Raw genomic sequence first — 9,079 nt, 5'->3', positions numbered from 1 at the left:
AGAAGCCGGGACGTGGGGGCAGGGTGCCCCAGGGGGTTTAGCGCTGTGTGGAGGGTGTGGGGGGGTTACCCACCCCGCCTCGATACGCCGCCTTCAACACACCGTCGTCACCCAATCTCCCGCATAGCTCCCCAGCCCTCGGTCAAGGGGTCGTCGGAGTGGTTCACCGGCGCGGTGCGCGTGGATCCGATGCTCAAGGAAGAGCCCCCGTCGCGCATGTCGGGGGCGCTCGTCACCTTTGAGCCGGGCGCCCGCACGGCCTGGCACACCCACCCACTCGGGCAGACCCTGATCGTCACGGCCGGGGCCGGCCGGGTACAGCAATGGGGCCGTCCCATCCAGGAGATCCGACCCGGCGACGTCGTCCGCATCAGGCCGGGGGTGAAGCACTGGCACGGGGCCTCGGCCACCGCCGGCATGAGCCATGTCGCCATCGCGGAGGCGCTCGACGGCAAGGTCGTCGAGTGGATGGAGCACGTCACCGACGCTCAGTACCGGGGCGAGTAGCCCGGACGGGCAACCCCGTATCATCGTCCGCCACGACAAGGAGAGAGGTATCGGATGACGAAGACCGTTGTCGTCCGCGGCGAGAAATACGAGCTCGCCGTGGAGCAGAAATCCAAGGCCGTCTGGAAGGTGAGCGGCACCTACAAGGGCAAGCTCCTGCAGTGGGAAGGCCGGAGCGCGAACATCGCCGCTGCCCGGTGGCGGGACCATGCCCACTACTCGACACTGTAGCCGGTCACCCCATACCCGACGGGGACGTCGATCAAGTCACGCGAACGCGAGGAACCCCATGCGCCCGAAGATCATCTGCCACATGGTGAGTTCCATCGACGGGCGGCTGCATCCCAGCCGCTTCACCTCGACGCCGGCACCGCCGTCTGCCCATGCTGCGGCCACCGCGAGCGCCTGATCGACCTCTCCGCCCGGACCGGCCGGCCCCCGGAGTTCCGCCTGTTCGCCGTCGAGACGATCCCGGCCGGGCCCGAGCGGCGCTTCACCGGCAGGGGCCGGCGCATCCGCACGGCCTCGGAGCACGACCGCGCGATCCATGCTGCGGCCGACGCGCGCCTCGCCGCCGAGCTCGCGGCCGATCCGGGCTTCCTGGTGGACGGTGGACTCCCGCGCGAGAACCGCTTCGACAACCGCCTGCTCCACCCGTGTGTACCACCGGGCGGCCGCGAAGTCGCTGTTTCCCTTGGTTCTCTCTGAAAAATCAGGCTTTTCAGGTCGATTGGCGGAGAGGGGGGATTCGGGCCTCTGCACTCCTGCCGCCGCTCTTCGGCCGCACGGCGCGAGACCGGAAGGGGCCGCCGTAGGTCGGATGCTCCATCCTCCGATCGCCAACGCGGCCCCCGCATGATCATCCCGCCAACCCAGCACGTACCGGAAGGCGGCCCCTCCGTGATAGATTGTCCGAACAGATCTATGCGCGGTAGAAAGTCACGCATGTCGAGATGGATGACCGCGGCAACATAATAGCCAGCGCATACGGAGAGGAGGCCATCGAAGCTCAGACCAGACTTATGTCCGAGCATATTCGCAGCAAGATGATCACGAAGCTATGCCTGTACGCACTGACGGCATTTCTTGCAGTGGCGGCATCGCTCCTGATCGTATTTGCGCCTCCCGAGCGAGAAACGGCAACGTGGATCCTCGCCGGAGCACTCGTCGCCGCGGTCGGATCGGCAGGCTTCAGCGCCTTTGCGATCAGAACCCCGAAGCTGAGCACCAGCGTCGGGCAAGCGGACGAGAGCCGAACCCGGACAACGGAAGCGCAATCCTCCCGACGCTCGCCGGGTGCGTAGCCACTCTTCCCGGCCTCGCTCCGGCGCCGGCTTCGTTTCTTCGTTGCGGATGCTTCCCAGGTTTGGTCGTACCGGACTGACGTGCGCCGAACTCAGTCGACCGAGCCGCCGGTCCTCGTGGGGCTGGCGGACAGGCCTGAAAAGTGGGACCTCAGCAATGGAAAGCAATGGAACGCATAGGAACGGATGCGGGTCCCACTTTATAACAACCCTTTGAAGCGTAAGGCTTCATCGAGTCCCCTTGGGAGCGCCAGCCGGCTCAATCACTTAGCTCTGGTTCAGCCCATAACGGCTGTTGTTGTTGCAGAAATCGTTGCAACGCAGAGCGCTGATTATGCCTCCTGAGCCCACCTGGCGCTTGTGCATCGAAGTGGCGCCTGCGGCCATGTGAACGGGTGGCCGCTTCGGCGGCCTGCGCCTCGATCCGGTGCGAGGCGTGATCGCCAAGGTCGGCCCGGTGATGCTGGATGATCCGACCCGCTCGCCGCGCTTACCGGAAGTCCTTCGGGAAGTGAGCCGCGAACCAGGCAAAGGCCTGCCAGCATCCATAGATCAGCAGGCAACCGATCAGGCCGCCGACGGCGATCCTGATCCAGAACGCGTCGTCCCGCTGACCGGATCGGTCAGGCCTCCCCCCCTCCATCGACGTTTCCTCTGCCGCGGATCGGACAGACAGAGCACGAGCGGCGACGTCTGACACTTCAAAAATTCGCAGCGCTCCCGGACGCTCTTGCGTGCCGCGGTCGGGACATCAGAGGCGGAAATCGATGGAATAGTGTGGATAATCTACGGGTCCCACTCCGCTCCAACCCATTGTGCAATCAGGTGCGGCGCAGTCTCCTTGGAAGCGTCACAGCCTCTACGAACCTCCAGCGAGCGGCAGCCGATCAGGCAAAGCCTACTCAAACGAGTTGGAGCAGCACCGCGCCTCTCGGCGCTGCGCGAAGAGACATTCATCATCATGTGGCCTCACAAGCCGGCTTGCTCTCCTGGGCTCATGGCGTTCGCGTCCTGATCGGGGCATTGGCTGTGATGGCCGTTCAGCGGGTTGAACGTCGAGCGGGGTTTGCCTTTTGGGAAGCCGTTACGGTTTGGAGATCCGCACGGCGATGCCGGCCGATGCGGTCGGGGTTGCCGAGTTGCTGAGCGCAGCGGGCCGTCCCGCGCCGTCGCACCTCCTGGCCGAGCAGCTCGAAGCCCTTCGCTACGGCTCCGGCACGGCTTTACTGGCCCTCGAATGGGGGCCTCCGAGCGGGATCGTTGTCCTGCACTGGTATCCTGTGCTCGAACAGACATCGCCCGTCGCGCAAATCACCCTGCTCCTGGTCGCTCCCGATGGTCGCCGCCGGGGCATCGGCCGCCAATTGCTGAAAGCGGCCTCGCAGGCGGCCCGCATGGCGGGCTGCGCCACGCTGCAACTCCTGTCCTCCGGCGACGGAACGGGCTTGGCGGAATTCTCCGCCGCGACCGGTTTCACGCCGAGTACCGGCTGTTTCGCGAGACCCCTGCGCAAGAAAACCTGACGGACGCGCCGTCAGGCCTCTTTCCACACGGGAACGAAATCCCTTTCACCACGCTGCTTCCCCTCGTCGAGCCTACAGGTGGAGCAAGGGCAGATCGATCGGCTGCGGCCCCTCCCTGCGGTATCGGGCCCTGAGATGCGGTGTCCGCCGGGCCAACCCCGCCTCGCACCGCTCGGAGAAGCGGCCAACTCTGACCGTCAGGCCGTCCAGAGCGGTCACGATCCCCGTCACGAGGCGGCCAAGTCCGCCACGGCACACCTGACGAATCGAACGTAGAACATGCATGCTGATGATCTCGAAAGAGGGAAATCCGGCACGTCGGCGCCCCGGCCGAGACGATCTCCGCGCGATGCGAGCGGAGATCGTCTCGGCCAGCCCGCGCAGCGCTTGAGCGAAGCTCAGATCCGCCATCCCGAAGGGATCAAGCGGATCTGGTATGACCCGGTAGTTAGAGTGCCTCACAAAACTCCCGATTCCGCGTCGTGTCCTCTCTGGCTGCGACGGCGCAGCGGGAGCTTTGTGGGAGGCACCTAGAACCGAGCGGCGCCACGTGGACGCGACCGAAAGCAGCAATATCCGACCGGAACTCTCCCTGATCGTTCTTCCGGGGTCAGGACATCGGATCGACGGGATGCCTGCTTCGCCGAGACGAGCAACGCACCGATGGACATGCGCGGCGCCCCCTCGAAATCCGATCGTGCAAGCTCTGCCCCAATGATCCCGCCATTCGCCTGCGCTGTTCAAGTCATCGGCGAAGACAGCGACGGCATGGCAGGACCAGCAGCATGATTGTCTTGTCGTGTTGGTTGACAATCAGCTGGAAGGATTTCGCTGCAACCTTCTGTAAAATCTTTGCGTGTACGAGCGAGACGCTTCACCTCCGAAGCGTTCGATCCAGGCTCGTCCTTCATGCGCCTAGTCCGAAGCGCCGGGCCGCACCTCGACAAGCTGATCCGCCGCGATCAACTCGAATCGGCACGCGCGAGCCTGCAGCAATCCCTGCCGATCAACGGCCTGCTCGGGCTGGCGAGCTTCCTGGTGGCCCTGAATTCCGGCCATGGCCCGCTGGGGGGCATGTGGTTCTCGGCCTCGATCGCCGTCAATCTTCTGCGTCTCGGCCTGTCGCGGGCGCCTTGCCTCGGGCTGGCGACGCTGCCGGAGGGCGCTTCATCCTCAAGGGAGATGGCGGCCCGCTCGATCGACCGGCATCTGCAACTCGCCTGCCTTGCTGCCTTGCTCTCCGGCCTTGTCTGGGCCTTCCTGCCCGTCCTGTGCGATGGCTACACCTCCGCGCAGACCCTGTTCTATCTCACCGTGACCTGCGGGATCACGGCGGGCGCGGTAACCCACGGCATCTCCTTCGCCCGCATTCCGGTCTGCTTCATCACGCCGCCGCTGCTCTCGGTCGCGGGCTGCCTGCTGGCGGGCGGAGGGTTCGATCGGCTTTGCCTCGCCGCCACTGTGCTGTTGTATCTCGCCGCGCTGGTCCGCAGCGCGGTCGCGACGGAGCGGAATTTCCGCGAGACGAGCCGCCTGAAGCACGAGGCCACCGTCCTCGCCGAAGCCCGCAAGGCGGCTCACGCGAGCGCGAGCGCCCTGGCGGAGGAAATGCACCAGCGGGCGACGCATGACGGCCTCACCGGCCTGCTCAACCGGGCCGGCTTCACGCAGCGGGCCGAGGCGCGGATGGCGACCGGCGGCGCCGTCTGCCTGATGCTGCTCGACCTCGACGGGTTCAAGCTGGTCAACGACGTCTACGGCCACACCATGGGAGACCGCGTCCTCATCGAGGTCGCCCAGCGCATCCGGACCACCCTGCCGGCGGAATGCGACATCGCCCGGCTGGGCGGCGACGAATTCGCGGTGGTCTTCGACCGGACGCAGGTCATAGAGAACCCGGCCGCCCTCGCCGAACGCCTGATCCGCGCGGTGGCCGAACCATTCGACAGCTTCGATGCCGGCCGGCTCGGCATGAGCGTCGGCATCTGCCACAGGCCCGCCGAGAGCCTGACGCAGCTGCTCAGCTGCGCCGACGAGGCGCTCTACGCCGCCAAGCATACCGGCCGCAACCATTTCCGCCTGTTCGACGAAGGCCTGCGCAAGCGCCTGGAGATGCGGCGTGAATGTGAGCGCGGCCTGTCGCAGGCCCTGGCCGAGGGCGCATTGAAGGTGTGGTTCCAGCCAATCTTCGGGTGTGGCGGGCGCAGCGCCACCAGCCTGGAAGCGCTGGTGCGCTGGCATCACCCGGTCCATGGCTGGGTCTCGCCGCCCGACCTGATCGCCGCCGCCGCCATGGCCGGGCTGACGGAATCGCTGCTGCGCTTCATCCTGGAGCAGGTCTGCACCATGCTCTGCGCATTGCGCAGCCGGGGCTTTCATACCCTCTCGGTGGCGATGAACGTCTCGCCGCGGGAGATGGCCCAGATCCCGGTCGACGAGATCATCCTCGGACGGCTGCGGGCGCTGGGCCTGCCGACGACGGTGCTGGAAATCGAGATCACCGAGGAGACGGCGCTCGATATCGAGGCCGTTCAGGGCAAGCTTCTGGCGCTGTCACGGGCCGGCATCCGGGTCGCACTCGACGATTTCGGGAACGGCTATTCCTCGCTCGCCTCGCTGCGCCAGCTGCGGGCCGACCGGGTCAAGATCGATCGCAGTCTCGTCACCGGGCTGACGGAGGCCGAGGACAAGCGCGAGCTGGTTCAGGCGGTGCTCGGCCTCGGCCGCGCGCTCGATCTCGAAGTCGTCGCCGAGGGCATCGAGACCGCCGACGATCTCGCCACGCTCCAAGCCATGGGCTGTCCCTTCATGCAGGGCTTCCATCTCGGACGTCCGCAGCCGGCCGACGACATCCTGGACTCCCTCGAAACCCTGTCGGACCGGCCTGATCCGGTCCGTCTCCGCGGCGCATAGAGCGCTGACGCCCGAAATGGATGCTGAGACGGCATCCGCTTGATCGGAGCGGGTTCCGTTTCGGCAAGCCCGCGCGGCGTTTGAGCGAAGCCCAAATCCGCATCCGGTCGGGAGCCGCGCGTCCTTGCACCCGACCGCCCGACGACGATCTCGGCCAGGTCCCTGGAAAGACGCCTGGGAGCGGGACGGTCCTCCATGGGCGGCATCTGCCCGGCCCCGAGAGGCGGCGCTCAGCGATCGCGGCTCAGCAGCAGCAGCCAGCCGACGCCCAGCATCGCCACGGTCATTCCGATGATGACGAAGGCCGGCGTTCCGAGATCGATGAGCCGCGGCGCGAGCTGCGTGGCGAAGGCAGCCACGACCAAGCCGACGGCGACGCGCGCGGCGCCGCGCTCGATGCCGCGCACAAGCTTGTCCATCCCCTTCAGCTCGATCTCGACCGTGACGCGCCCCTGCTTGAGCCGCACCAGCATGAGGTGAATCAGCGTCGGTAGCTCGGAAGCGGCCCCGAAGAGGCCGGCGCCCAGGGATTCGGCCTTGCGGGCAAGCCCGCGCAGGGAGAATTGCGAGCGCATGCTCGCCCGCACCGTGGGGCCGGCGGCGGCGAACAGATCGAAATTCGGGTCGAGCTGGCGCATCACGCCATCGGCGGTGACCAGTCCCTTGAACAGGATCGCCAGATCCGTCGGCATGGCGAGGTCGTTCTCGCGGGCCATGGTCATGAAATCGGTGAGCACCAGCCCGAGATTGAGCGGGATCGAGGAATGGGCCTGCACGAAGTTCTGGGCGGATTGCTCCAGCTTCGTCAGATCCGGGTTCGAGGTGCCGGTCCAATCGAGCAGTGTCGCCATCAGCCCGTCGACGTCTTGCTTCAGCATGGCGCCGATCAAGACGAGCAATTGCTGGCGCCGCTTCTGCGACAGGCGCCCGACGATACCGAAATCGATGAAGCCGATCCGGTTGCCCGGCATCACGAGCAGGTTTCCGGGATGGGGATCGGCGTGGAACACGCCTTCGATCAGCGCCATGCGCAGGAAGGCGTCGCAGCCCTTCTGTGCCAGCGCCTTCTTGTCCGCGTCGATCGCCCGCAGGGCGGCGGCATCGCTCGGCGAGATGCCATGGATGAATTCCTGAACCAGAACGCGCTCGGAGCACCATTCCCAGAAGATCTTGGGAATGACGATGTCGTCGCGCCCGGCGAAGATCTCGGCGATCATCTCGCAGTTGCGGGCCTCGTTGAGCAGGTCGAGCTCGCCGTTGAGGCCGTTGGCGAGGTGGCGCATCTGCTCCTGAGGCTGATAGCGGGCCATCTCCGGCCACTCGGCCTCGACGATGCGGGCCCCATGCGCCATCAGCCGCAGGTCGGCCTCGATGACTTTCCGCAAGCCCGGTCGGAGAACCTTGACCACGACCTCCTCACCGGAATGAAGGCGCGCCCGGTAGACCTGGGCGATCGAGGCCGAGGCGATCGGGTTGAGGTCGAACTCAGCGAACACTTGCTCCGGCGGCGCGCCGAGATCGGCCTCGAGCTGCGGGCCGATCAGGGCCCACGGCACCGGCTTCACTTGGCTGTGCAGCTTCTCCAGTTCGTCGGTCCAGACCGGCGAGAGCAGGTCCGGCCGGCTCGCCAGGATCTGGCCGAACTTGATGAAGGTCGGCCCCAGCGTCTCGATGGCGCGGCGCAGCCGTTCCGGCTGGGAGAGACGCGTGACATCGACCCGCGGCGTCCGGCGGGGAATGAGCGGGATGTTGTGCAGCCCCAGCCGGTCGACGATCTTGGTCAGCCCGAATCCGATCAGGACCGACGCGATTTCCGAGAGGCGCTGACGGTCGCGCGCGGCGACGAAGGCGGTTTTAAGCATGATGGCCTTGCGTGTCGCGCGAAGCGTCGGCCTCGGCAAGACCGATCCGGCCCTCGCCGAGCCCTTCTTCCATGGCCAGGGGGTGGGGCTTTTTTAGGATCGGGAGCACATCGGGTGAAGTTGCGGCCCGATCAGGGTGCCGCCTCGGCATGGACGTCGATCACCCCACTCACGGCCGGCGCCGCATCCGTGGGCATCGTGCGGAGGATTCCGGGAATATCGGCGCCAGCGGTGCCGAACCGGGCCCAGGCGGCGCGGCAGCGGCGGTGATCCGCATCGCTGAGGAAGTAGCGCTCCTGCTCATCCAGGAGAGCGGCGTAGACGGCGGCGCGGACCCCCTGCTCGTCACCGATATAGAGCTGGTAGAGGCGGCTCCAGAACGCCTCGTCGAGTTCCCACTCGCATTGGCCGGCCGCTTTCATCATCGCGAGCTTGCGCAGGCTCTGCCGCTCGGCATGCGGCATGACGAGAAACCCGTACTGCGCCTTGAGCACCCGGCCGCCGACGGCGTAGCCGTCCTCGCTGGTCAGCGCCCAGGCGACATAGCTGCCCGCGCTTACCGCGAGCAGAGTGGCCGTTAGAAGAAACGCTCGGATGGCGGTCATGGGAAGGCCTCTGAGTCGAAGCCCCATCCTGCCGGGAACCTGGGCGGCATCAAGGTCGAACCGCGCGTGCCTTTCCCGCTTTTTGGGGAGAGCTGCCCCCTGCCCTCTCGATCCGGGCCGCGCCGCGCGGCTCGGCAGTTGCGACCGTCGCTGGCCCTGCGCGGCATTTGGCCCTGCGGGCTGCGTCGTCTGGTCTTGAGCGGGAGGTGTGTGTGTCGTGTGTGTTGGTTGCGGGGGCTGGATTTGAACCAGCGACCTTCAGGTTATGAGCCTGACGAGCTACCGGGCTGCTCCACCCCGCGCCGGTGTTGGCGATCGCGGCGGGCGTATGGGCCGGCCGGGGATCCGGGGGGGACGGGAATGTG

The 9,079-nt window shown here is 66.6% G+C and carries 9 protein-coding genes and 1 tRNA gene; 6 read left to right on the top strand and 4 right to left on the bottom strand.

Going from position 1 to position 9,079, the window contains the following annotated elements:
• Nucleotides 1-114: 114 nt before the first annotated feature.
• Nucleotides 115-507 (top strand): (R)-mandelonitrile lyase, encoded by a 393-nt coding sequence (locus MZTS_RS18965; RefSeq protein WP_192285021.1) that lies wholly within the window; start codon nucleotides 115-117, stop codon nucleotides 505-507.
• A 54-nt stretch (nucleotides 508-561) separates the two neighbouring features.
• Nucleotides 562-738: a hypothetical protein gene (locus MZTS_RS18960; protein WP_003598432.1), complete on the top strand. Its 177-nt coding sequence runs from the start codon at nucleotides 562-564 to the stop codon at nucleotides 736-738.
• 36 nt (nucleotides 739-774) lie between these two features.
• Here the strand turns inward: MZTS_RS18960 and MZTS_RS18955 are convergent, their stop codons facing one another.
• Nucleotides 775-1,161: a hypothetical protein gene (locus MZTS_RS18955; RefSeq protein ID WP_009866160.1), complete on the bottom strand. Its 387-nt coding sequence runs from the start codon at nucleotides 1,159-1,161 to the stop codon at nucleotides 775-777.
• A 368-nt stretch (nucleotides 1,162-1,529) separates the two neighbouring features.
• Between MZTS_RS18955 and MZTS_RS18950 the strand changes: the two genes are divergently transcribed.
• The 4 genes from MZTS_RS18950 (at nucleotide 1,530) to MZTS_RS18935 (ending at nucleotide 6,247) form a co-directional block, all read left to right on the top strand.
• Complete coding sequence (locus MZTS_RS18950) at nucleotides 1,530-1,811, top strand: hypothetical protein (RefSeq protein WP_210329366.1); 282 nt, start codon at nucleotides 1,530-1,532, stop codon at nucleotides 1,809-1,811.
• 436 nt (nucleotides 1,812-2,247) lie between these two features.
• Nucleotides 2,248-2,508: a hypothetical protein gene (locus tag MZTS_RS18945; protein WP_192285020.1), complete on the top strand. Its 261-nt coding sequence runs from the start codon at nucleotides 2,248-2,250 to the stop codon at nucleotides 2,506-2,508.
• Nucleotides 2,509-2,884: 376 nt separating this feature from the next.
• Complete coding sequence (locus MZTS_RS18940) at nucleotides 2,885-3,334, top strand: GNAT family N-acetyltransferase (RefSeq protein WP_192285019.1); 450 nt, start codon at nucleotides 2,885-2,887, stop codon at nucleotides 3,332-3,334.
• Nucleotides 3,335-4,243: 909 nt separating this feature from the next.
• Nucleotides 4,244-6,247, top strand: a complete 2,004-nt coding sequence (locus MZTS_RS18935) for a putative bifunctional diguanylate cyclase/phosphodiesterase (RefSeq protein ID WP_192285018.1) — start codon at nucleotides 4,244-4,246, stop codon at nucleotides 6,245-6,247.
• A 230-nt stretch (nucleotides 6,248-6,477) separates the two neighbouring features.
• On the opposite strand, the gene MZTS_RS18930 is transcribed toward MZTS_RS18935, so the two are convergent.
• From MZTS_RS18930 to MZTS_RS18920, 3 genes are all read right to left on the bottom strand, one after another.
• Nucleotides 6,478-8,109, bottom strand: coding sequence for an ABC1 kinase family protein (locus tag MZTS_RS18930; protein ID WP_192285017.1), 1,632 nt, complete (start codon nucleotides 8,107-8,109; stop codon nucleotides 6,478-6,480).
• 131 nt (nucleotides 8,110-8,240) lie between these two features.
• On the bottom strand, nucleotides 8,241-8,714 hold the full coding sequence (locus MZTS_RS18925; RefSeq protein WP_009867579.1) for a hypothetical protein: 474 nt from the start codon (nucleotides 8,712-8,714) through the stop codon (nucleotides 8,241-8,243).
• Nucleotides 8,715-8,939: 225 nt separating this feature from the next.
• Nucleotides 8,940-9,016: transfer RNA gene (locus MZTS_RS18920), tRNA-Met, on the bottom strand.
• Nucleotides 9,017-9,079: the final 63 nt, after the last annotated feature.

Origin of the sequence: Methylorubrum zatmanii, assembly GCF_014845115.1 — a bacterium.
GTDB classification, from domain to species: domain Bacteria; phylum Pseudomonadota; class Alphaproteobacteria; order Rhizobiales; family Beijerinckiaceae; genus Methylobacterium; species Methylobacterium zatmanii.
The sequence above is the reverse complement of the archived record's forward strand: the minus strand, read 5'-3'. Positions and strand labels throughout refer to the sequence as shown.

Excerpts from the sequence above, each read along its gene's own strand:
- MZTS_RS18960 (WP_003598432.1), top strand. The coding sequence starts at position 562 with ATGACGAAGACCGTTGTCGTCCGCGGCGAGAAATACGAGCTCGCCGTG.
- MZTS_RS18925 (WP_009867579.1), bottom strand. The coding sequence starts at position 8,714 with ATGACCGCCATCCGAGCGTTTCTTCTAACGGCCACTCTGCTCGCGGTA.
- MZTS_RS18950 (WP_210329366.1), top strand. The coding sequence starts at position 1,530 with ATGTCCGAGCATATTCGCAGCAAGATGATCACGAAGCTATGCCTGTAC.
- MZTS_RS18930 (WP_192285017.1), bottom strand. The coding sequence starts at position 8,109 with ATGCTTAAAACCGCCTTCGTCGCCGCGCGCGACCGTCAGCGCCTCTCG.
- MZTS_RS18935 (WP_192285018.1), top strand. The coding sequence starts at position 4,244 with ATGCGCCTAGTCCGAAGCGCCGGGCCGCACCTCGACAAGCTGATCCGC.